General features: G+C 68.1%; 16 protein-coding genes. 9 read left to right on the forward strand and 7 right to left on the reverse strand.

Annotated features, from left to right (window positions below; translation table 11 throughout):
* Window positions 1-30: 30 nt before the first annotated feature.
* Entirely contained in the window at window positions 31-5115 is a 5085-nt protein-coding gene (locus ACM6JT_RS32980; protein ID WP_414858008.1) for an AAA family ATPase, read from the reverse strand.
* A gap of 371 nt (window positions 5116-5486) precedes the next feature.
* On the opposite strand from ACM6JT_RS32980, the gene ACM6JT_RS32985 reads away from it, so the two are divergent.
* From ACM6JT_RS32985 to ACM6JT_RS32995, 3 genes are all read left to right on the forward strand, one after another.
* Window positions 5487-6938 (forward strand): winged helix-turn-helix domain-containing protein, encoded by a 1452-nt coding sequence (locus tag ACM6JT_RS32985; RefSeq protein WP_414858009.1) that lies wholly within the window; start codon window positions 5487-5489, stop codon window positions 6936-6938.
* 103 nt (window positions 6939-7041) lie between these two features.
* Window positions 7042-7413 carry a response regulator transcription factor gene (locus ACM6JT_RS32990; RefSeq protein WP_034184371.1) on the forward strand — a complete coding sequence of 124 codons (372 nt, stop codon included), beginning with the start codon at window positions 7042-7044 and terminating at the stop codon, window positions 7411-7413.
* Window positions 7414-7537: 124 nt separating this feature from the next.
* Window positions 7538-8194: a response regulator transcription factor gene (locus ACM6JT_RS32995; RefSeq protein ID WP_235212562.1), complete on the forward strand. Its 657-nt coding sequence runs from the start codon at window positions 7538-7540 to the stop codon at window positions 8192-8194.
* Window positions 8195-8451: 257 nt separating this feature from the next.
* Here the strand turns inward: ACM6JT_RS32995 and ACM6JT_RS33000 are convergent, their stop codons facing one another.
* A complete protein-coding gene (locus tag ACM6JT_RS33000; protein WP_414858010.1) occupies window positions 8452-9876 on the reverse strand; it encodes an efflux transporter outer membrane subunit in 1425 nt (474 codons plus the stop codon).
* A complete protein-coding gene (locus ACM6JT_RS33005; RefSeq protein WP_243566923.1) occupies window positions 9873-10940 on the reverse strand; it encodes an HlyD family secretion protein in 1068 nt (355 codons plus the stop codon). The genes ACM6JT_RS33000 and ACM6JT_RS33005 overlap by 4 nt, the downstream gene beginning before the upstream one ends.
* A gap of 44 nt (window positions 10941-10984) precedes the next feature.
* Between ACM6JT_RS33005 and ACM6JT_RS33010 the strand changes: the two genes are divergently transcribed.
* Window positions 10985-12565 carry an MFS transporter gene (locus tag ACM6JT_RS33010; protein ID WP_034184367.1) on the forward strand — a complete coding sequence of 527 codons (1581 nt, stop codon included), beginning with the start codon at window positions 10985-10987 and terminating at the stop codon, window positions 12563-12565.
* Window positions 12566-12718: 153 nt separating this feature from the next.
* On the opposite strand, the gene ACM6JT_RS33015 is transcribed toward ACM6JT_RS33010, so the two are convergent.
* A complete protein-coding gene (locus tag ACM6JT_RS33015; RefSeq protein WP_034184366.1) occupies window positions 12719-13540 on the reverse strand; it encodes an alpha/beta fold hydrolase in 822 nt (273 codons plus the stop codon).
* A 560-nt stretch (window positions 13541-14100) separates the two neighbouring features.
* Here ACM6JT_RS33015 and ACM6JT_RS33020 point away from each other — a divergent pair.
* On the forward strand, window positions 14101-14526 hold the full coding sequence (locus ACM6JT_RS33020) for a DUF3331 domain-containing protein (protein ID WP_034184365.1): 426 nt from the start codon (window positions 14101-14103) through the stop codon (window positions 14524-14526).
* 70 nt (window positions 14527-14596) lie between these two features.
* The gene (locus ACM6JT_RS33025; protein WP_105392450.1) at window positions 14597-15418 is read left to right on the forward strand and encodes an alpha/beta fold hydrolase; all 822 of its coding nucleotides are present in this window, start codon (window positions 14597-14599) and stop codon (window positions 15416-15418) included.
* Between the two features lie 49 nt (window positions 15419-15467).
* On the opposite strand, the gene ACM6JT_RS33030 is transcribed toward ACM6JT_RS33025, so the two are convergent.
* The gene (locus tag ACM6JT_RS33030; RefSeq protein ID WP_414858011.1) at window positions 15468-16109 is read right to left on the reverse strand and encodes an HD domain-containing protein; all 642 of its coding nucleotides are present in this window, start codon (window positions 16107-16109) and stop codon (window positions 15468-15470) included.
* Window positions 16110-16378: 269 nt separating this feature from the next.
* Between ACM6JT_RS33030 and ACM6JT_RS33035 the strand changes: the two genes are divergently transcribed.
* The 3 genes from ACM6JT_RS33035 (at window position 16379) to ACM6JT_RS33045 (ending at window position 20240) form a co-directional block, all read left to right on the forward strand.
* The gene (locus tag ACM6JT_RS33035) at window positions 16379-16525 is read left to right on the forward strand and encodes a hypothetical protein (protein ID WP_414858012.1); all 147 of its coding nucleotides are present in this window, start codon (window positions 16379-16381) and stop codon (window positions 16523-16525) included.
* Between the two features lie 98 nt (window positions 16526-16623).
* Entirely contained in the window at window positions 16624-18417 is a 1794-nt protein-coding gene (locus ACM6JT_RS33040) for a winged helix-turn-helix domain-containing protein (protein ID WP_414858013.1), read from the forward strand.
* Between the two features lie 359 nt (window positions 18418-18776).
* Window positions 18777-20240 carry a mechanosensitive ion channel domain-containing protein gene (locus ACM6JT_RS33045; protein WP_414858014.1) on the forward strand — a complete coding sequence of 488 codons (1464 nt, stop codon included), beginning with the start codon at window positions 18777-18779 and terminating at the stop codon, window positions 20238-20240.
* A 64-nt stretch (window positions 20241-20304) separates the two neighbouring features.
* Here ACM6JT_RS33045 and ACM6JT_RS33050 read toward each other — a convergent pair whose 3' ends face one another.
* A complete protein-coding gene (locus ACM6JT_RS33050; RefSeq protein ID WP_105392453.1) occupies window positions 20305-21213 on the reverse strand; it encodes a LysR family transcriptional regulator in 909 nt (302 codons plus the stop codon).
* A gap of 331 nt (window positions 21214-21544) precedes the next feature.
* Window positions 21545-21811 (reverse strand): XapX domain-containing protein, encoded by a 267-nt coding sequence (locus ACM6JT_RS33055; protein ID WP_243566920.1) that lies wholly within the window; start codon window positions 21809-21811, stop codon window positions 21545-21547.
* Window positions 21812-22135: the final 324 nt, after the last annotated feature.

Genomic DNA, 22135 nt, shown 5'->3' on the forward strand with positions numbered 1-22135 from the left:
GCGGGTTGCGCGCCGTGCTTGCCCCACGGGTCAACTTGTCGTCGAAATCGGCAGCCGGAACGTCAGCACGGTGCCGCTGTCGTCGCGCGGCGCGGCGTCGAGCGTACCGCCATGCGCTTCGACGATCGAGCGGCAGATCGCCAGGCCCATCCCCATGCCGTGCGATTTCGTCGTGAAGAACGGATCGAAGATCCGGTTCGCGATGTCGGCATCGATGCCGGCGCCGCGGTCGGCAACGGAGACGACCGCGTAATCGTCGCCGACCTGCGACGCGATCTCGAGTTCGCGCGACGTGGCCAGTCCGTCCATCGCGTCGAGCGCGTTGGTGACCAGGTTCAGGATTACCTGCTGGATCTGCGTGCGATCCGCCATCACGCGGATGTTGCCGCAATGGAGGTCGACGCGCAGCGCGACCTGCTTCGCGTCGATTTCGGTCGCGGTGAGATGCAGCATGTCGCGAATCAGGTCGTCGATCGCGAGCGGCGCCAGCGCGGGCGGGGCCTGGCGCGCGAGCGAGCGCAGCGCGCGGACGATGTCGGCGGCACGCACGCCTGACGCACGGATGTCTTCGAGGCTCGCGAGCGCTTCGCCGAGATCGGGTTGCGCGCCGCGCAGCCAGCGCATGCACGCGCCGACGCTCGATACGATGCTCGTCAGCGGCTGATTGATCTCATGCGCGATCGACGCGGCCAGTTCTCCCATCACCGTCATGTGCGCGGTGCGCGCGAGCTCGGTCCGTGCGTGCCGCAGCGCGGCCTCGGTCTCGAGCCGGCGCGTGTTCTCGTCGATCAGTTCCGCGTAGAGCCGCGCGGATTCGAGCGCATTGGCCGCCTGCGGCGCGAGCACTTCCAGCATCGCGATGCGCCGCGGCGAAAACACGCCGTTGGACAAGGCATTCTCGAGATACAGCACGCCGATCAGCACACCCTGCTTCAACAGCGGCAGGCAGAACAGCGAGCGCGTCGGGTGCGCGCGCAGGCTGTCGGCGTGGTCGGGCACGCCTTCGCGCTGCGCGTTCGCGAGCACGACCGGCTTGCGGGTCCGGGCGACGGTGTTCAGGATCGACAGCGGGACATCCTGCTCGGTCGGTTCGCTGCGGGCAATATCGACGATCACGTCGCTGCCGACGGTCCGCGCGGCTGCCTCGATCGTCAGCCGGTCGTGCCGGGCGAGCAGCAGCAGGCCATAACGCGCGCCGGCATACACGATCATGTTGCGCATCAGCGTCTGGATCAGGCGCTCCAGCACGATTTCCTCGGACAGCGAATGGGCCGCGCGCATCGCCAGCGAGAAATCGAGATCTTCGCGCGCGGGCATGGGCGGGCCGCCCGGCGACGGGTCCATCACGAGGAACGGATGCTGCGCTTCCAGCGCCTGGGTCTTGCCGGCCGCGCCCCAGCGTCGGTAGCACGCATGGGCGAGCCGCAGCTGATGGCGGGCGGGGCCGGCGAGCCCGAGCGACGTGGCATGATGCGCGGCCAGTTCGTGCGCGAGCGCCTGTTCGTGCACGAAACCGTGTTCCGCCGCGAGGCTGGCCGAGGCCTCGTACTGCTGCATCGCGACGATATGTTCGCCGCGTACGCGCGCGAATTCGGCATCGATCAGCGCGAGCTTGTTGCGGAACGTGACCGGATTGCGTTTGCTCCACGCGGCGAAGCGGGCGCGTTGCGGCGCATGGCGTTCGAGCAGCCGCTCGGGCGGCGTGGCGCCGCGGTCGCTCGCGATGCCGGCCAGCACGCCGAACAGGTGGAAGTCGGACAGCATGATGTGCGCGGGAGTGGACCACGCGCTCGAAGCGGCTGCATCGAGCGCCGCACGCGCCGCGTCCGCGTCGCCGAAAATGAAGGCCGCCTGGCCGGCGAGCACGTCGGTCCAGAACTGCAGCACCGACATCGGCGTTTTCGTCGACGCACGGGCACGCCAGGTGCCGATCGGCCGGTGGTAGCCGAACTGCAGCGCGTCGACGAATTCCGACTGGGTGGAAACGAGGTCGACGATGTCGTCATAGCGTGCACCGCGTGCGATCTGCAGCAGCGGATCGATTTCGTCGCGGATCGTCGGCAGCGCTTCGCCCATCGCGAGCAGATCGCTGACGATGTGGTTGCAGCTATAGCACATCCAGCGCAGCTCGGCGCTCGCATTGCCCGCCGCTTTCGCATCGCGCGCGCGCTCGAGCGCGTACGACAGCGGCTGGGTCCAGACGCTCACCTGGTCGAGCGCGATCAGCGCCGCGGAGCGGTAGCGCTCGAAGCCGTGGCGATCGACCAGCGCGAGCGCGACCTTCGCGAATTCGAGGCCGTCCTCATACGCGTCGTGATGCTCGGCAATGCTGACGCCGTACCACGCGAGCCCCTGCACCGACGCGGCGGTGACGCCGTGGCGCAGTGTCAGCCGGACCATCGTCGCGAGGTGCAGCAACATCAGCCCGCCGCTCGGATAGAACATCGCGGCCTCGAGCGCGGTCAGCAGCGCCATCGCGGCTTCGACGCGCGTGTCGGTCATCACGGGCAGGTCGACGAGGTCGCGGATGGCGCGGCCATCGAGCGCATCGCGCACGGCGTCGCAGGCCGCCGCGAGATCGGCCTCGGCCGGCTCGGCCGGCAGTTCCACGCCGAGCAGCGCCAGCCCGGCCAGCGCGACGTCGACGGCCTGCCGGTAGTGCGACTCCACCGTGAGCTGTGCGGCCTTCAGCCGGTGGGCCTCGGCGCGATCGGCCGGCGTGCGCGTCCGCGCCATGAGCTCGTCGATCGCGTCGGATGCTTGCGCGGTTTCGCCGGTCGCGAGCAGCAGGCCGCTGCGCAGGATGCCGATCCGGCTCGCGAGATCGTAGTGTTGCGACCATGCGTGGGGGCCGAGCAGCGCTTGCGCGGTCGCGAGAAACGACAACGCGCGATCGCGCGCGGCGACGATCGCCGCGGCCTCGGCCGCCGCGGCCAGCGCATCCGCGAATTCGAGTGCGAGCGCGCCGTCGAGCGGCGCGGTTTTCGCCTGCTCGATCTGGGCGGCGAGTTCCAGCAGGGATTCGGTCGACCGCGCGTCCGCGCGCGCGAGCATCGCGGCGGCGATCCGCGCGTGGCGCAGCGCGCGCTCCGCCGGCCCGGTGACCGCGTAGACGGCCTCGAGGATGCGGTCGTGAACGAAGCGCCAGCGGTTTCCTGAGAGCGACACGAGGCCCGCCTGGCGCGCGGGGTCGAGCCAGAAGCGGAGTTCGGCCCAGGTCTTGCCGGCGGCGGCGCACAACAGCGCATCGTCGGCATCGCTGCCGACACAGGCCAGCAGCGACAGCAGCGTTCTCGATTCATGCGGCAGCCGCTGCATCCGGATCTCGAGCAGGCTCACGACATTCTCGGTCGGGCGGCGCGCGTCGATGCCGGCCGCATCCCATTGCCACGTTTGTCGCGCCGGGTCGTAGCCGAGGAGCCGCTCGTCGATCAGCGTGCGCAGCAACTGCTGGATATGGAACGGGTTGCCGCCGGTCCTGCGGTGCACGATGTCGCCGAGCCCGGACAGCCGGTCCGGCGGCTCCCCGAGCATGCCGGCCAGCATGCGCGTCACGTCGGGTGCGGCGAGCGGCGCCAGCGTCAGGGTCGACAGGCGGGTGGGGTCGAGCTGCCGCAGGAAGCGGCGGAATGCCGGCGGGTGGTCGTGCTGCGGCCCGCTTCGATAACCGGCAACGACGCAGATATTGGCCGGTGGATCGGCCGCGATCGACGCGAGCAACGCGAGTGTCGCGTCGTCGGCCCACTGGATGTCGTCCAGCGCGATGACGAGCGGTTCGGCCGGCGTCGCGAACGCACGGAACGCATTCACGACGATCTGGCATAGATGAAATTCCGGAATCGCATCGGTATGGTCGAACGCGACGGGCTCGACATCGAGCAGCCACGCGATCTCCGGGAAGATGCCGGACAGCAGGTTGGCCTGACGGCCCACGCAGTCGCGCAGCCGCGCGGCGATCGCCGCGATTTCGTCGTCGCGCCTGGCCAGCGCGCTGCCGAACAGCGTGCGCAACGCCTGCAGCACGGGCGCGTAGGGCCGTGCGGGCTGGAACTGATCGATCTTGGCCGACGTGCACCAGGCCGTGCGCGACGCCGCTCGCGCATCGCGCATGAAGTGCTCGGCCAGCGCGGTCTTGCCGACGCCGGCCGGCCCGTCGATCAGCACGATGGCCGTCTCGCCGGTTTGCGATACGGCCGCCAGCACCTCCTCGAGCCCGCGGGATTCGGCTTCGCGGCCCACCAGCAGGTCGGGCGCGTGCAACCCGGCGAGCGGATCGCGGCCGCCGAGCGCGAATGGCTCGACGCGGCCTGCCGCCAGCCAGTCGCGCCGGATCCGTTCGAGATCGTGCTGCACCGCTTCGCAGGACGGGTAGCGATCGGCGGGCTCCTTGGCGATCAGTTTCAGGATCAGGTCGTTCAGGATGGCAGGCAGGTCGTCGCGAAAGGCCGTGGCCGGCGCCGGCTGCATCGCGACGTGCGCGTGGACCCATTCGGGCGTCGACGTAGCCTTGTAGGGCATCGCGCCCGTCAGCAGGCGGAACAGCGTGATGCCGAACGCGTACAGGTCGGCGCGCTCGTCGACGCATGCGCCTTCCGATACTTCGGGCGCCGCGTACGCGGCGAATTCCGTGCGCATCGTGCCCGCCGCGGCGCGTTCCGTCCGACGGTTCCACGCATGGGCGAACGAGCGGAGCATGACCGTACCGTCCGGCGCGATGGCGAAACTGGCCGGTTGCAGATCGCCATGCAGCCAGCCGCGCCGATGAAGCTCCCCGAGCGTGCGCGTGGCCTGGATCGCGGCGTCGAGAAAGGCGTCGAGCGGCAGCCGCCCGTCCGCCTGCGTGTCGAACCCTCGCACGTCCGGGCGAGGATAGACGAGCACCGGGCCGTCCGCGGCGCGGATCAGCGCGACCGGCATGAGCGCCCACGCCGGTTCCAGCGCTTCGTTCAATGCGTATTCGTGCTCGAATTGCCGGCAGCGCTGGTCGGATTCCCACCCGGTCTGGCACGCGGACCACACGCGCCCCGTCATGGTGTCGGTCAGGTCGAACCACAGCACGTCGCCCGAGCGGACCGCATTCGATACGCGGGCGCGCGCCAGCCAGTCGGCATTCATTCGCTTCGTGTCGTCGGGGGCGTGCAAGGGTTGGTTCACGGTCGGGGCAGGCTGGGTGGAGCAGGGCGAAAACGGTTCGTAAAACGGGGCCGGCCGGGCTGGGTTGCGCAGGCTCGGGCGGCGGCTCGTGCATTGTCCGCCAGCCTGCGGGAATTTGCAGTACCCCCTTCAGCCCCCGGCGACCGGGCCGGCCGGCGCCGGACTAAACCTATGGATAGTGGTCGGCGCGCCTGTCGCGCCCTACGATGCGTTCAAGCCTCCCGGCATGCATCGATGCGGCCGGACGGGCGGAACAGAGGGCGTCGCCTCGCGAGGCGGCGCAAGGTGAGGAGCAGCATAAGCGAGTGCGGATCATGTACACGTTCGGGCGAGTGACGGTTTCCCTTGAATGCCGCGAAGTCTGCGTCGACGGGCAGCCCCGGTATATCGGCGCCCGGGCATTCGAGATTCTCGAGCTGCTGGTGAAGGCGGCCGGCAGGCTCGTGTCGAAGGACGAGATCATGCAGGCCGTGTGGCCTGACACGATCGTGGTCGAGAACAACATCCAGGTGCACATCTCGACGCTGCGCAAGCTGTTCGGCGGCAAGCACGGCTGGATACGGACCGAATCGGGCCGCGGCTATCGTCTCGCTCCGCCGGTCGACCCGGACCACGCCGACCGCCTGCCGGCCGGGTTCGAGCCGGCAGGCGGCGTCCGCGCGGGCGCGGTGCCGCGCAAATGTCCGCTGATCGGCCGGGAGCAGGAGGCGGCCGAACTGCACGCACTGCTCGAGCGCGAGGCGCTCGTCACGCTGGTCGGCCCCGGCGGCGTCGGCAAGACGCATCTCGCGCTGGAGGTCGCCACGACCTGGGCGGCGGTGCGCGGCATCGAGATGGTCCGGATCGATCTGGCCGGCTGGCAGCGCGACGCGACGCTGGAATCGGCGGTGCTGGACGCGCTCGACCTGCCGGGCAGCCCTGCCGCCGAACCTGCCGATGTCGTGCGCGCGATCGGCGAGCAGCGCGTGATGCTGGTGCTCGACAATGCCGAGCAGCACGTCGACGATCTGGCGGACCTCTGCGAAGCGATCGCGGACGCGAATGCCGGCGCGACACTCGTCGTGACGAGCCGCGAACCCTTGCGTGTCGCCGGCGAACGCGTTTATCGCGTCGGCCCGCTGCCGGTGCCGCCGGCCGGCGCGAACGACGGCGAGATCGTCGCGAGCGGTGCCGTCCGCATGTTTCTGGCGCGGGCTCGCGCGATGGGCACCGACATTCCGGCGGACACGAACACGCTGAACGCGATCGCGACCATCTGCCGCCGCCTGAGCGGCCTGCCGCTCGCGCTCGAACTCGGCGCGGCCCGGGTCGCGTCGCTCGGCATCCAGGGGCTGGCGGCCGATCTCGACAAGTCCGTCCTGTCGCTGTCCGGCGGCCTGCGCACCGCGCATCCCCGCCAGCAGACCCTCAGGGCCACCATCGACTGGAGCTACCGGCTGCTCGACGACACGGAGCGCACCGTGCTGTGCCGCCTCGCGGTGTTTCCGGATGCATTCCGGCTCGACGCGGCCTGCGCGCTTGCCGCGTGCGACGAACTGGGTGCCGAAGAGGTGCTCGACTGCCTGGTCGGCCTTGCGTCGAAATCGCTGCTGGTCGTTCATTCGGTCGGACTCTCGAAGCGTTACTCGTTCCTCGAGGTCGTGCGCGCGTATGCGCTCGAGAAACTGGCGGAGTCGGGCGAAGCCGGGCGCCTCCATGCCCGGTGTGCGTCCTTTGCTACCGAAGCGCAGCCGGCACCGGCCGCGCCCGCCCAACCGGTGCTGGCCGCGGGGCCGTGGGCCTGAAACACCGGTTGCGCGGGCGTTGCGCGAAGCAGCGATGCCCGTCGGCGCAGCGCAAGCCGGGTCGCGATGTTCTGGATTGACAAAATTCTCGGGTTCTCATTTCATGGCCATTGTGTGCATCATCGATGACGATGCGTCGGTCCGTAAGAGTCTTGCCAGCTTGCTGAAATCGGCCGGGCATACCGCATTGCCGTTCGCGTCGGGCGAGGAATTCCTCGCGGCCGGCCCGCTGGACGGCGCGGCTTGCGTGCTGGTCGATCTGAAGATGAAGGGTATGAGCGGTCTCGACGTTCAGCGCCTGCTGGCTCAGCGCAACGCGACGATTCCGGTCATCGTCATGTCGGCGCACGGCGACGGCGAGTCGGTGCGCCGCGCGCTCGAGCAAGGCGCGGTCGCGTTCCTGCGCAAGCCGTTTCCATCCGACGATATGCTCGATCTGATCGATCAGATCGCATCCGGCGCGCCGCCCGCGTGAGCGGCGGCCCGTCTACCGGCCGCGCCGTGTGAGGCGTGGCGGTTCCGCTCGGCTTTTTCTTAGTTTATCATTCGATAATGAAGCGGATGCGTACACAGGGAATGCAATGGCGAGCACGCCGGAAATGACGTCGACCGGTAACCGGGGCGCGGGCGATCCCGCGCCGATCGTCTATGTGGTCGACGACGACGAAACGCTGCGGCGCGCGTTGAGCGCACTGTTGCGCTCGGCGGGGTTTCGCGTCGAGACGTTCGCGTCGTCGCGGGCGTTTCTCGCGTTCGAGCGGCCCGACGTGCCGTGCTGCCTGATCCTCGACGTGCGTCTTGTCGACGAGAGCGGGCTGGCCCTTCAGGAGGAAGCGGTGCGTGCGGGCCTGAACGTGCCGATCCTGTTCATGACCGGTTACGGCGACGTGGCCACGACGGTCAAGGCGATGAAGGGCGGCGCGCTCGACTTCCTGACGAAGCCGTTCGACGACGAAGCGATGCTCGATGCCGTCGGCCGCGCACTGGCCCGCGACGGCGAGCGCCGCGCGCGCGAGCGCGTGCTGGACGCGGTGCGTCAGGCCTACGCGTCGTTGACGCCGCGCGAACGCGAAGTGATGAGCCAGGTGGTCGCGGGCCTGATGAACAAGCAGATCGCGGCGAATCTAGGCCTGCAGGAAATCACGGTGAAGGTGCACCGGGCCCAGGTGATGAAGAAGATGCAGGTCCGCACGCTGCCGGATCTCGTGCGGCAAGCCGAAGCGCTGGGCGTGCGCCCGGCCGGCGCACGCGACTGAGCGAGCGTGCCGGGTTGTTCGACGTAACGGCGCCGGCTGCGGCTTCGGCGTGATATCGCGGGCTCGCGTAAACGCCCAGCGGGATGCACCCGACGCGCCGTTTTCAGGCGATCCATGACAGGTCTCGCTTCGGTGGATTCTGGCACGACCAGTCCATACGACACTCCGGCACCGGGCAACGCAAAAAACGTTAGGTAAGCTCACGATAGATATGAAGATACGCGAGGCCGTTCGAGCGGAAACGGACGGCGCGTTTTTCAGAATCGATCAGCGTGTTTCGCGTCGCTCGCCGGTGTCGACGCAGGCGGCGCCCACCCGCCGCCCAGCGCACGCACGAGATTGACCGTCGCGATCGCGAGTGCCTGGCGGCTATGAATCAGCTGGCGTCGCGCATTCAGTGCGTCCCGGTCCGCGTCGATGACCTCGAGATAACTGACGTAGCCGTGCCCGTAACGGCTCAGCGACAACCGCGCCGCCGCTTCGGTGGCGCGCGCCGCGCTGTCGTAGCGCACGATCCGCTCTTTCTGCGCGGCGATGTCGTTGAGTGCGTCCTGAACCTCGCGCAGCGCGCCCAGCGCGGTCGCGCGATAGTTCGCGTCGGCGAGGTCCGCGCCTGCCTTCGCGGCGGCCACCGCGGCCTCGCGCTTGCCGCCGTCGAACACCGTTTCGGCCACGCTCGCGCCGAGGCCCCACAACGAACTGTTGCGATCGAGAAACGTGCCGAGGTCGCGGCTGGCGAACCCGCCCTGGGCGGTCAGCGTCAAGGTCGGAAGCCACGCGGTGCGGGCGACGCCGATTTCGAGCGATGCCGCGTCGACGCGGCGCGCCGCCGCATAGACGTCCGGCCGTTGCGCGAGCAGCGCGGACGGCAGGCCGGGCGGCACCGCCGGCACGCGGATGGCGGACGCGGTCGGCGCGACCGAGAATGCGGTCGGCGAGACGCCGGTCAGCACGGCGAGCGCGTCGACGAGGTTTTCGCGCAGCCGCCGGCTGTCCGCGAGATCGGCGCGAGCCGTATCGAGATCGGCCGCCGCGCGCAGCGCATCGAGATCGCTTGCCGCGCCGGCCCGCACGCGTGCGGCGATCACGTCGAGTGCGGTGCGTCGCAGTTCGATCGCGCGGGCGAGCGTCGCGAGATCCTGCTCGACGAAATGGAGCGTCAGGTAATCGCTCGCGACGTCGGTCGCGACGCGCAGGCGAACGGCCGCGCGATCCGCGTCTGCCTGCAGCACGTTCTGCCGGCCGATCTCCGCATTGCCGCGCAGGCGCCCCCACAAATCGACTTCATAGCCGGCGTTGAACGGCACCGACCAGTTGTGCATCGTGCGTTTCGGCAACGCGTTGTCGACCGTGCCGGATACGCGCGAGCGGCTGAACGACGGATCGACGCCGACGGTGGGCGCCAGTGCGGCTTCGCGCACGCCGAGCAGCGCCTGCGCCTGGTCGACGCGCGCCGCGGCGGCGCGGATGTCGTGGTTGCCGGCGAGCGCGGCATCGACGAGCGCGACGAGCGGCGGATCGCCGAACGATGCGGGCCATTCGACGAGCGACGGTGCGGGTTCGTCGGGCGCATCAGCATGACGGAACCGGTCGGCTCCGACCGCGACGGGGGCGAGCGGCTGCGGCGCGATCGTGCACGCGCTCAGCAGGCCGGCGGCGAGCAGGGCGGCGATGCGGGTCATGGCTGCGTGCGGCCGCGTTGCAGCGAGACGACGACCGACAGGCCGGGCCGAATGCGCGGTTCGGCCGAGGCCGGGCCGTCCAGCAGGATCTTGACGGGCACCCGCTGCGTCACTTTCGTGAAGTTTCCGGTCGCGTTGTCGGGCGGCAACAGCGAGAATTGCCCGCCCGTCGCGGGCGACAGGCTGTCGACGTGCCCGCTGAAGGTCCGGTCCGGCAGCGCGTCGAAGCGCAACTGCACGACGTCGCCGGCGCGAACGTGCCGGAGCTGGGTTTCGCGGAAGTTCGCGACCACCCACGGGTGCGGTTCGACGAGCGTGAGCAGCGCCTGGCCGGGCGCGACATGCTCGCCGGTCTCGACGGTCTTCTTGCCGACGTAGCCGTCCGACGGCGCCACGACGGTCGTGTACTGGCGCTGAAGCTCCGCATCGCGCAGCTCGGCGTCGTTCTGGTTCGACACGGCATCGGCGGCCTGCTGCGCGGCCTGCGCGCTGCGCCGCTGCGCTTCGGCCGCCTCGATGCGTGCGCGGGCGGACTTGCGCGCCGCGTTGGCGGCATCGAATTCCTGCTGCGACAGCCCGCGCGGGGTTTCGCGGGTCAGTTCGCGTGCCCGCGCGTAGTCGAGCTCGGCCTTCTCGGCGTCGGCATGCGCCGACACGAGCGTCGCTTCCGCTTGCTCGACCAGCGCCTTCGCGCGGCTCGCATCGGAGCGCGCCTGCGCGACGCGGGCCCGCTGCAGCGCGACGCGCACGTCGAAATCGCGCGGGTCGAGCCGCACGAGCGGGTCGCCCGCGTGCACGAACTGGTTGTCGTTCACCAGCACGCGCTCGACCGTGCCGGCCACGCGTGGCGAGATCACGTGCAGGTGGCCCGTCACGTACGCGTCGTCGGTGCCGCGATCATGCGCGTCGAATTCATAGACCAGCAGCGCGACGAGCAACAGCGCGCATCCGGCGATCGATACGATCGGCCATTTGCGCGAGCGCGCGGCGGAAGTGGGCGGCGTGTCCGGCGAGTTCGTGCTCACGATCGGGATACTCCATCGAAAAAACAGGGTTTGTCGCATCGCGCTATGCTTGCGCGAGCTTTTTGTGCGGGAGCCGCTCGACGATGAACACCACGTTCGCCCCCGGTGGCGCGACACCGGGGCCGGCCGCAGCGCCGGCCTCCGACATACCGACGTTTCGTTCGATCGCCGCGATCGCGGCCGTGCTGCTCGGCGCGATCATCGCGACCTTGACGTCGCGCATCACGTCGCTCGGGCTCGCCGACATACGCGGTGCGCTCGGCGTCGGGTTCGACGAGGGCGCATGGATCAACACCGCATTCATCGCGTCGCAGATGTTCGTCGGGCCGCTCGCGATCGCGGCGGCCTTCGTGTTCGGCACGCGTCGCGTGCTGCTGGCGGGCGCCGCGGTATTTCTGGTCGTCGAAAGCGTGCTGCCGCTGTGCACGAACTTCGGCACGTTCATCGTGTTCCAGAGCCTGGCCGGTTTCGCGTCCGGCGTGTTCGTGCCGCTGACCGTCGGGTTCGTCGTCCGCACGCTGCCGCCGCGGCTGATTCCGTTCGGCATCGCCGCATATGCGATGAACCTCGAGATGTCGCTCAACCTGTCGGCGACGCTCGAAGGGTGGTACAGCGAACACCTGAGCTGGCGCTGGCTGTTCTGGCAGAACGCATTGCTGACCGTGCCGTTCATCGTCTGCCTGATGCTGTCGCTGTCCACCGAGCCGATCAAGCGCATCGCGTCCGGTATCGATACGCGCGGCATGCTGCTCGGCGCCGGCGGGTTCGCGTGCCTGTGCATCGCGCTCGATCAGGGCGAGCGGCTGTTCTGGTTCCAGTCGCCGCTGATCGTCGCGCTGCTGTGCATCGGCATCGTGATGGTGGCCGCGTTCCTGATCCACGAACTGACGTCGCGACGGGCCGGACTCGATCTCGGCTACCTCACGCTGCCCAACGTTGCGTTGCTGATCCTGCTCGTCGGCCTCGTGCGCTTTACCGTGCTCAACACGAGCTTCATTCCGTCGGCGTTTCTCGCGAGCACCTACGGGCTTCGCCCGCTGCAGATCGGCGATACGCTGCGCTGGATCGCGATGCCGCAGCTGCTGTTCGCGCCGTGCGTGGCGTGGCTGCTGCAACGCGTCGATCCGCGCCGGCTGATCGTGGCCGGCTTCGCGATGGTGGCGGTCGCGTTCGCGCTCGGCGCGCGCCTCACGCCCGTCTGGGCCGAACCCGACTTCATCCCGTCGCAGCTGCTGCAGGCGTTGGGTCAGACGATGGCGCTCACATCGGTCGTGTTCTTTTTCGGCAAGCACGCGACGGCCGAGCATGTACTGACGTTCGGCGCCGTCGTGCAGACGACGCGCCTGCTGAGCGGGCAGCTCGGCACGACGTCGATCGCGGTGGTCCAGCGCATCATGGAGGCTACCCATTCGAATCTCGTCGGTCTGCATGTCACGCTGTCGGATCCGCAAACGCTGGAGCGCCTGCGGGCCGGCGCGGCGTCGCTCGTATCGCACGGCGCGACCTTTGCGACCGGCGACCAGGCGGCTTATGCGCTGCTCGACCGGGCGGTCCGCATCCAGGCGACCACGCTCGCGCTGGCCGACAATTTTCGTGTCGCGACGGCTTTCGCGGTCGCGGGGGTGTTGATCGGCTTGCTGCTCAGGCCGGCGCGTGCGCCGTGAGTGCCCGACGCCGGATCGGCGGATATGCCGCATCGACGATGCTGGCGATCGCGCCCGCCGCAACGCAATGGCGGCGACCTGAAAAATCCTGAAACGTGCTGAAGGGCGCGCCGGCCTGAAGGCCTTCAGGCCGGGCGCGCCGTGCCGCAATGCTTACGCCTTCAGGAACGCGAGCAGTTCGGCATTGATCCGGTCGGCGTTGACGACGCACATCCCGTGCGCGCCGCCGGGGATCACCTTGAGTTGCGCGTGCTTCACGATCTTCGCGGACAGGCGGGCCGAATCGTCGATCGGCACGATCTGGTCGTCGTCGCCGTGCAGGATCAGCGTCGGGACGTCGATCTTCTTCAGGTCCTCGGTGTAGTCGACCTCGGAGAATTCCTTGACGCACAGATACTGGCCATAGACGCCGCCCATCATGCCCTGCGCCCAGAACGCGTCGATCGTGCCCTGCGACACCTTCGCATCCGGACGGTTGAAGCCGAAGAACGGCACGGCGAGATCCTTGTAGAACTGCGAACGGTTCTCGGCGACGTTCTTGCGGATCCCGTCGAATACGTCCATCGGCAGGCCGCCGGGATTGGACGCCGATTTCACCATCTGCGGCGGCACGGCGCCGATCAGCACGGCCTTCGACACGCGCTTCGTGCCGTGGCGCCCGATGTAGTGCGCGACTTCGCCGCCGCCGGTGGAATGGCCGACGAGCGTGGCTTCGCGCAGGTCGAGCGCATCCATCAGCGCCGCCAGATCGTCGGCATACGTGTCCATGTCGTTGCCGTGCGACGGCTGGCTCGAGCGGCCGTGACCGCGGCGATCGTGCGCGATCACGCGATAGCCGTGCTGCACCAGGAACAGCATCTGCGGGTCCCACGCGTCAGCGCACAGCGGCCAGCCGTGCGAGAAGACGACCGGGCGGCCGCTGCCCCAGTCCTTGAAGTAAATCTGCGTACCGTCTTTGGTGGTGATCGTGTTCATCGGATGAGCTCCTTGATGGGCGGAAGCGGCGTGTTTGGGGGCGGCAGCGGCGGCGGCCGCCGGCAGCGCGGCGGCTGCAACGGCGGTCGCGCCGGCAAGCAGCATGTCTCGGCGACGCGCCGAGGGAACGGCGTCGATGTCTGCTGAACGCATTGGGACTCCTTGAACGTGCGGTGGAACGATGCCGCGTTGGATGGATGGTTCGGACCTGCCCGCATGCGGCAATCGCGCCGGCAGCCGGCGTGCGTTCGCGGTCGCGGTCGCGGGCCGGCAGGCGCGCGAAGGCTGCGAACCAACGCCGACAGGAGCCTATCGCGGGGTCATGCAACCTGTACTGAAATCGCGCTGAATTTTCATGAAGGCGGTCGCGCGCAGGTCGCGCGAACGCACCGGCCAGAAAAATTAAGCCCGGAATCAAGACTCTTCAGCGGCGGCTCGTTATCGTCAGCATCAGGTCATCCCGTCGCGGGTCTTGCCAGTTCGTGCCGGCGGATGACGACCGCAATGCGGGCGGGTGCGAACCATCCGCGCCCCGTTGCCACTTGCCTGGGTACGCCGCCATGGACGAATTCAATCGCTGGGAGCACGTGATGACGCTGCTCGACCCGTCGCCGGCCGCGAGCCGCTGTGCGCCGTCGCATCTTCGCGACCCGGACGCCGCGCGCCGCCGCCATCGCGACGATGCGTGGCCCGCGTCGAGCGGCGGCGTGCGCCGCCGTTGCGCGATCGTCGCCGCCGAGCGGCAGACCGATTCGTCGGTGCTGATATCGTGGAGCGATCCGACGCGCTGCCGCTACGACGAGCAGCGCTGGATCAGCGCGAAGTCCCGCGCCCTCGGCCGCTGCGCGCTGACCGGCATCACGATTCATACCGGCGATGCGATCTACAAGCCGCAATGGCGCGGAGCGAAGCGCCCCGCAAACTACCGCGAGGTGATCCTCGCGTCCGAACTGGAACGGTTCATCGTCAGGCTGTCCCGTTCATGACACGGGACGGTGCGCGCAGTCCGTCGGCCATCGCTGGCGGCCGCTGCATTTTCACCGCTAAGGAATCTTCATGAGCACGTTCACGACACGCGACGGCGTTTCGATCCACTACAAGGACTGGGGTGCAGGGCGCCCGGTCGTGTTCATTCACGGCTGGCCGCTGAATGCGGACATGTGGGACGTCCAGATGCATCATCTCGCATCGCACGGTTTTCGCTGCATCGCCTACGACCGGCGCGGCTTCGGCCGGTCCGGCCAGCCGTGGACCGGATACGACTACGACACGCTGGCGGACGATCTCGCGACGCTGATCGAGACGCTCGCGCTGCGCGACGTGACGCTTGTCGGTTTTTCGATGGGCGGCGGCGAAGTGGCGCGCTACATCGGCCGGCACGGCACGCGACACATCGCGAAGGCCGTGCTGATGGGGTCGGTGACGCCGCTGGTCGCGCGACGCGACGACCATCCGGACGGCGTCGACGTGGCCGTGTTCGACGGTATTCGCGCGGGCATCGTGGCCGACCGCGCGGCATTCTTCGAGCAATTCTGGCCGCTGTTCACCGGTTCGAACCGGGCCGCTTCGACGATCTCGCGCGCCGCGCTCGACTGGACCTCGTTCATGGCGCTGCAGGCCGGATTGAAGGGCACGCTCGATTGCGTCGGCGCGTTCTCCGAAACCGATTTCAGGGCGGATCTCGACAAGTTCGACGTGCCGACGCTCGTGATTCACGGCGACGACGACCAGACGGTGCCGCTCGCGCTCACGGGCGCGGCCACGGCGAAGCGCATGCCGCACGCGACGCTGAGCGTCTACGAGGGCGGGCCGCACGCGCTGTATCTGACGCATGCGCAACGATTGAACGACGAACTGCTGGCGTTCGCCCGCGCATGACCCGGCCGCGGCCATGACGTGGCGGAGCGGGCCCGGCCGAACGGACGGCTCACTCCGTCCATTTCGACCCGAGCACCAGGCCGCAGAAATTCGTACGACGATAGTCCGGGTCGCAACGCTCGAGCACGTCGGCGCCGACGTTGCCGAACGCAGTGGCAGGGCGATGCGCGGTGCCCGCGGCGAGCGCCTCGAGGAACAGCTCCTTGAAACCCGGGCCGCGCGGCCACGCGTTCAGGATCTCGTCGCGTTCGGATCGGCACACGTCGTCGAAATGACGCGCAAAGAGATCCGTCTCGATACCCGCGCCGAGCAACGCCGTCAACGGCGTCATGTACGGGTGAATGCCGAAGCTCGTGTGCAGCGCGATCGCACGCCAGACCTCCTCCGCATCGTCGGCGGCGACGCCGTATCCGCCGAGGAACACGTGTGCGGCATTCGCGCCGTCGATTTCGAAGCGCCGGCGCGAATGCCGGTAGCGCTCCGTCAGCCCGAAGTGATGGAACAGCGCGGCGACGTACAGCAGCTCGGCGTCGAACGCGATGCCGCGACGCAGGCCGATGATCGACGCAAACGCGAACACGCGCATCGCGTGCCGGAACAGGAGTTCCGGTGCGCCGGCGCGCACGGTCGCGGCGGCCTCCCGTGCGATCGGGCCGTCGGGAATCCGGATGCCGGCGATACGGTTGCCCATGGTCGTGTTCCTCGCGGCGTGACGGCGGTCGCTCGACGCTGGCGCCATCGAACCATCGTCGCGCGCCGCGCCGCTGAATGTCCTGAGCGGCGCCTGAATCGTTCTGAACGGAAAATCCGACCGGTTCTCACGCCCGGAATCGATTTTGCTGCGCTTCGCACGTCGCTTTTACCCGGTTTTTTCGCAAGTCATGCGAACTGCGATTTCAATTAACGGGATCACGAAATTGATTTCGGCATATCGGCCGATTTATCGTGCCAAACAGGTTCATGGGTGAACGACTGTTTCACACATTGAAAATGCAGGACGCCGTGGTGCACGGTGCCGGGCGGGACGCCGCGCATATCGCATATCCGGGAGACGTCGCGGCGATCATGGCTTTCGTCGATTCAAAAATTTTGCTCTTCCTGTTCTGATAATTTGAATCATTTCGCGACGCAAATGCCGTAGCATGGCGTCGAACCGGTGTCATTTCTGACAGGGCATCAATGAAAGAAATCGATTAAGAATTCCCATGATCAGGATTGGAACGCTTCACGTTTTTCTCGACAGGCGTGAAATTCGCTCGAACGGCAAACTGCTGCGCATCGGCAGCCGCGCATTCGAAATTCTCGAACTCCTGATTCGGGCGAACGGCGCATTGGTGTCGAAAGACGAGATCATGCAGCGCGTGTGGCCGCACACGATCGTGGAGGAAAACAACCTGCAGGTGCATATCGCCGCGCTGCGCAAGGCGCTGGCCGGCGACCGGAACCTGATCGTCACGGTGCCGGGGCGCGGCTATCGGCTGGTCGGCGCCCAGGCCGAAGGCGTGGCGTCCGTGCGTCCCGCGGCGTCGCGGCTGACCGCCGCGCCGACCGCGCTCATCGGCCGCGAGCAGACCGTCGCCGACGTCCTCGCGGCGCTCGACACCGCGCGCGTCGTGACGCTGGTCGGGGCAGGCGGCATCGGCAAGACGCGGGTCGCGCTCGAAGCGGCCATGCGGGCCGAGGCGAGCTTTCCGGATGGTGCCGCGTTCGTGTCGCTGGCCACGGTTGCGTGTCCGCAATTCGTGCCCGCCGCGCTGGCCGGTGCGTTCGGCATCGTGCAGCCGGCCGGGTCGCTGACGCTCGAAGCGGTGCTGGCCAGCGTGGCGAACCGCCGGATGCTGCTGGTGCTCGACAATTGCGAACATCTGCTCGACGCCGCCGCGCAGATCGCGACTGCATTGACCGAGTCGGACACCGGATTGTGCGTCCTCGCGACCAGCCGCGAGGCGCTGCGTATCCAGGGCGAGCGGCTGTGTCCGGTTCCGCCGCTCGATGTGCCCGGCGAAGGCGCCGACGATGCCGAGATCCTGCGCGCAAGCGCGGTGCAACTGTTCTCGGCGCGCGTGTGCGCCTCCGATCCCCGCTTTCCGCTCGACGGACGCAGTGTGTCGCTGATGGCGTCGGTGTGCCGGCGCCTCGACGGTCTCCCGCTCGCGATCGAACTGGCAGCGGCGCGAGCGGCCGTGCTCGGCATCGATATGCTGGCCGCGCATCTCGACGATCATTTCAGGTTGCTGACCGGCGGTTTTCGGACGGCCTTGCCGCGTCATCAGACGCTGCAGGCGATGTACGACTGGAGCTACCGCCTGCTCGGGGACGCGGAGCGCCTGTTGTTGCGGTGGCTCGGCGTGTTCCGCGACAGCTTCTCGATCGACGCGGTGCGGGAGATCGTCGGCACGAAGGGGCTGGCCGATGCGGACCTGCTCGACACGATCGCGGGCCTCGTGTCGAAGTCGCTGCTGAGCCTCGAGAGCGCGCACGGCGCGCCGCGCTACCGGCTGCTGACCACGACGCGCGCGTATGCGCTGCAGCAGCTCGCGAACAACGGCGAATGCGCGGCCGCGGCACTCGCGCATGCGAACTACTTCCATCGGTTGTTCAGGCTTGCGCCCGGTGGCGACGACGGGCCGCGGGCCGAATCGCGGCTCGACGTGATCCGGCGCGAACTCGGCAATCTGCGCGCGGCGCTCGACTGGGCGTTTTCGCCGAACGGCGATGCGGAGGTCGGCATCGCGCTGGCGGCTGTCGCGGTCCCGTGCCTGTTCGACCTGTCGCTGGTGGACGAATGTCGCGAACGGGCGCGCGCGGCGCTCGATGCCATGCGGAATATGGACGAGACCCGGGCGCGCGAGGATGCGCGCGTGCGCCTGCTGGCCGCCTATGCCGCCGCGCTCGCCCATACGTCGGGGGCGACGCAGGTCGTGCACGACGCCTGGTCCGAACTGCACGCGCTCGGGGTCGACGCGGACGAGGCCGGGTTGCCGGCGCGCGAACCGTAACGGCGCGCGCCGCTGCCGAATTCAGAACGTTTCAGCCTGAACTCAGGACTTGGCCGGCCGGTGCGTCTACATTGCATGCATGGAGACCGTCGGCGATTCGCGGGCGGGCAGCAGACCGGCTCGCACCGCCGCTCGTCGATATCCCGACGCCACTGAATGCCAGCGTGGGGCGGCGTCGGCACGTGTCGTGCCGCGGCGACTTCGCGCGTCATCGAACGACTACCGCATGAAACCTGTCCCGTCCGACCTTTCACGCCACGATTCGCTGCCGGCGGCCGCTCGCCGGATCGGGTAGCGCGAGCCATGCGATCGCACGGGTTCCCCGCCAATCGCAACGCGCGCACGCGGCCCATTCCAGCATGCTGAACCTGTCCGTCACGGTCGCCTACGGCGCGCCGATCGTCGTTGCCGACCTCGTTGCGTGGCGGTTGCTCGGGCCTGGCCGTTCGACGGCGAAAGCGGTCTGGCGCTGCGCGTCGTTCGCCGCGCTGACCTATGTGTTGTTCGCCACCGGCGTGAGCCCGCTCGCGGTGCCACCGTCGCCCGACCGGTTCGACCGGCTTGCGATCCAGGCGATCGGCGTCGCATGGTGGCTGCAGTGCGCGCTGGTGTTCAGCCTGATGCTCGACCATTTGCTGCTGCCGCGCGCGTGGCGCAACCAGCGGCTGTTTCACGACATCGCCGCGGGCGCCGTGTTCGGTGCGGCCGCGGTAGCTGCGCTGGGCTACGTACTGGGCCTGCCGCTGAGCGGCCTGGTCGCGACTTCGGGCGCCGTGGCCGTGATCCTCGGCCTGGCCGTCCAGAACACGCTGAACGACGTGTTCTCGGGCCTCGTGCTGAATACCACCCAGCCGTTTCGCCTGGGCGACACGGTGGCCATCGGCGAACTGGAAGGGCGGATAGTCGAAAGCAACTGGCGCGCGACAAAGATGATCAACAGCCTCGGCAACCTGGTCGTCGTGCCGAACAGCACGGCGGCGAAGGCGACGATCGTCAACCTGAGCGAACCCGCGAGCGTGCACGGCGTGACATTGACGATCGAGATCGATCCGGCAGTTAGGCCGGCCGTCGTCGTCGATGCGCTCGACCGCGCTGCCGCCAGTTCGCTGGACGTGCTGGCCAGTCCCGCGCCGATCTCGGTCGTCAAGGCCTTCAGGACCAATTCCGTCGAATACGAACTCGTCTGCTACGTCGACGCGCTGCAAAAAAAGGTGGCGGTGCGTAACCGGCTCTACGATCTGGCCCACCGGCATCTCGCCGCCGCGGACATCGCGCTGCGCCCGCTCGGCGGGACGGCCGCGGCGCACCGGCCGGCTTCGAGCGGTCAACGGCTGCTGCGCGCGGTCGAACTCTTCAGGCAACTCGACGACGAGGATCTGGCGGTGCTGGCCGATGCGCTGGCGTCGCGCATCTTCCACAAAGGGGACGTGATCTACGCGTCGAATTCCGATACGCGCCTGCTGACGATCGTCGGGTCCGGTGTCGCGTCGGTGTTCGTGCCGGGCGCGACCGGCGACATCGAGGTCAGGCGGATGGTGCCCGGCGATGCGATCGGCCAGTCCGTCGTGCTGGCCGGCACGCAACTTCATGCCAGTGTCTACGCGGTGACGGCCGTGACGGCCTATCAGTTGAGCAGCCGCGACCTGTCGCCGCTGCTCGCGAGGAAACCCGAACTCGGACGGTTGATGTGCGAATCCCTCAACGAACACATCGCGACCGAGGAGAGGATGATGATCCCGCCGGCCGCGACCGCGCATGCGTCGTTCAACCTGATCGAATGGCTCGAGAAGGAGATGAAGCGCCTTCACGATTCGTTCGGCTGACGCGGCGGTGGCGGGAGATCGCTGGAACAGGCCGATCGAGCGGTGCGGCCGGCGTGCGGCGGAATCAGGCGAGCGCGGTGAACCGGTCGACGAGATCGGGGTGGTCGAGCTGCTCGACCCACCAGTGCAGCGCGCGTCCGGCTTCGTCGCCGCGCCACGCGATATAGCACTGTGTCGTGTCGCGCATGCCGGTCACCTGGCGTGCGACGAGCTTGCCCTGCGCGATCGCGCGTGCTGCGACGCAATCCGGCAGCGTGCCCACCGCGAGTCCTTCGCACTGCGCGGCCAGTTTTGCGGCGAGCGTGGGGACCGCGAGATACGGCTGCCCGGCATCGACGTTGACCGAGCGCGGCTGCAGTTCGCGCGAGGTATCGCTGATGACGGCGCCGCGATACTCGACGACCGACGCCATCGACAGCGGTTCGGGCAACGCCGCGAGCGGATGGGTGGGGGCGACGGCGAACACGTGCCTGAGCGTGCCGATCGGCCGCGCGACGATATTCGGCAGCTCCGGCGGCTCGCCCACCGCGCCGACGACGAGATCCGCGCGGCGAGAAATCAGCGCATCCCAGGTGCCGCCGAGCACTTCAGTGGACAGGCGCAGCCGCGTGTTCATCTCGAGTCCGTAGAACGTATGCACGTACGGCCACAACGCGTCGAACGGCAGGATCTCGTCGATACAGATGCGAACCTCGGTTTCCCAGCCTTGCTGTGCACGAAGTGCCTTGAGTTCGAGCTGTTGGGCGGCATGCAGCAGCCGGCGGCCCTCTTCGACGACCACGCGGCCCGCGTGCGTGAGCTTCGCACGGCGCCCGCTGCGGTCGAACAGTGCGACGTCGAGGTCGCTTTCGAGCTTTTGTACGAGATAGGTCAGCGCAGACGGTACGCGGTGCAGGAGCTCCGCGGCTTCGGCGAACGTGCCGGTGCGATCGATCGCGTCCAGTGCTTCGAGCGCTTCGAATGACAGCTTCATAGTGAATTCCACGCGTGCGTCGGGCTGTCATGTTATCGCCAAGCGCTGCAGAGTCCAATACGAACCGGAACAAATTATCCGGAGGCCGGAGCCGGAGCGCCATCCTGTTCCGGGCAAGATTGCGTCGCGCGATTGCAGCGTCCGATCGGTATTGGCGATGTGCGCCGTTTCCGGAGCGTCAGCGCACGGGGAAGTCGTGCCGGCTGGGCCCGGGTTTCGCGGGCGTTTCGCGTTCCGGCTTGCTCGCGTGCCGCGGGCGTCGGGAGATTGGCTGACCCGCCGATCGGCATCCCCGAACCTGGTCAATCAACGCGTATCACGACGGCGTCGATTAACGTTTCTTCGCGGCAGCATCGGATGCCTGGGCGCCGGGCAGGGAGCCGAACATGTGCTGGCTGCACTTCGCGTCGCTCCACGCGGTTTTCAGGTGAATCCCGGCCAGCATCCGCCGTGCGATCGGCAGGATCTGTTCGCCGGCAAGGATGCCCAGCAGGCCGGCCAGTGCGATCGTCGGCGGAGCGGGCGATTGCACGCCGATCAGGAAGTAGACAACGCCGGCGAGAATCCCGGCAAGCAGCGATGAAATATACGGCTTCATGATTCGGCTATAAGTGAATGACAACCGTGTGAAAAATACGGATAACTACTGATCCGCGGACGATCCTGTATTTATTCGATAGCGTAGCAGGTCTTTTTTGATGTGATCATTCAATTCGGTGGTTTTAAGATCTTTTAAGGCTGGTTTTAGGGATTTTATTAATCAATTTGATTAAGTGGCGTTACCATGAAATCGCGTGTTGAATGACACCGGCTGGCAGGCGAACCTGCCGGCACAGCGCATCGGGCGCCCCGGGCTTGCCGGCGAGGCAGCCCCTCTTTTTTCTCCGCGTCAAAGGACATGACCGCCATGAGCAATCCGAAA

This window comes from Burkholderia sp. IT-111MI5 (assembly GCF_949752865.1).
GTDB classification, from domain to species: domain Bacteria; phylum Pseudomonadota; class Gammaproteobacteria; order Burkholderiales; family Burkholderiaceae; genus Burkholderia; species Burkholderia pyrrocinia_C.